The organism is Treponema sp. R80B11-R83G3, from assembly GCF_054786115.1.
The window spans coordinates 1-1,537 of sequence record NZ_BDHF01000200.1 but is presented as its reverse complement, the minus strand read 5'-3'; the positions used below and the strand labels follow the sequence as shown (position 1 = coordinate 1,537).

At 34.9% G+C, this 1,537-nt stretch carries 1 protein-coding gene; it reads right to left on the bottom strand.

Going from position 1 to position 1,537, the window contains the following annotated elements:
- Positions 1–54 precede the first annotated feature (54 nt).
- Positions 55–1,537, bottom strand: a 1,483-nt coding sequence (locus tag ACYVRH_RS12580; protein WP_461257247.1) for an endo-1,4-beta-xylanase, incomplete at its 5' end; no start/stop codon positions are given.

Genomic DNA, 1,537 nt, shown 5'->3' with positions numbered 1-1,537 from the left:
ATTATATACATTTTCAAACTAAAAAGAGCAGTGCCTTTAAAGTACCTGATCTTTTTACATTTCAGGTTTATATTCGGGTTTAAGCTTATCATATCCTACGTCAAAAAATCCGTCTAAATATGAATGGCCTTTAATAAATTTATCGGGATCCATTACGGCGTAATAAGCCTGACTTGCCATTTTTTCATGATCAAAGAATACATAGTTATTCAAAAAACTATGTCCATATTGACTCCATAAAATAACATGGTCTATATATTTTTTATATTTATCGAATAATTTAAAAAGAAGGGCATACTGATAACCTATGGCATCGGCCTGTTTCTGGTTAAGAATTGCCGGCGCAAGAGCTTCACCTCCGGGAGCGTCATTAGGCTGTTTCATGTCAATTTCTGAATAAGAAATACAATTTAAAAGTCCTTGCTCAATTAAATCGGCAAAAAGAAACAAAAAACGCCGGTTCCTGCTTATGGTAAAAGGAGTAACTCTTTCATGCCCCTGGATTCCCATACATTCAATTAAATTCCTGCCGTCATAAAGCGGATCATTTTTCCACGCAGTATTTAATTCCTTAATCATATTGCAGATGATTATCATCTTTGACAAAATATTAACTTCATAATCATAATCATTGTAAGTAAGAATAGGAGGTTTTTCTGTAATATAAGCGTCAATACTGCCGTTGTCATCATGGTCATCCATTTTCATGTACGCAGGAACAATATTATCATCGTGGTAATGTTCTTTATATTTAGCGGCCATAAGCGCGTTAGGAACCGCTATATGCGCATACTTATAAAGCAGATAAACATAATGCTTGCTAATATCAGAATAATCCGTATCTGTCATTGCCATAAACCACGAAACATTTTTTAGCGCCATTTTCCATCCATCAGGATTTTCCTTTATAATTGCAATATACCTGCTTTCATGAATCTCTTCATTAAGAACATTAAATGAATGAAACGGTATTACGCCGCGTCGCGTATCAGAATCATATCTTGGATTTACGGACATAAAATGCCGCATTACATACAGGATGTGGTTAAAATAAATTCTTCTAGCCGTTGTCTTATTTACTTTTAAATAAGGCCCCGTAGATTTTGTACTGCCGGAGAAAAACAGTCCGTCATTATTCCATTCACGTGAAGCAATATTTTCAGGTATTATTTGCATCATCCATGGAGGGGATTGATTGATCCACGCAAGACAGTGACCGTGTAATTTATATTCGCCGGGTTTTCCAGAATCTCTTATACCCGAAAATTCTCCTGTTGGAATTTTCCATTCTGCATTATCTCCGCCTGATAATAAACTGTCTGTTTTAAATTTAAAATTCGGAAATTCATCCTTTAACCAAAGCGGAGGATTGATATGACATTCAGGTTTTATATTATTTTCACCGCTAAAAATTTCGTAATGAAAACCTCTGATTGAATCAGGTTCTATGGAACCGGTTCCGATAACACCGATAAGAAAATTGCCGTTATTCAAATTATATTTTCTTTTAAGAGGTTCAACGTCCAAAAAGCTTTTT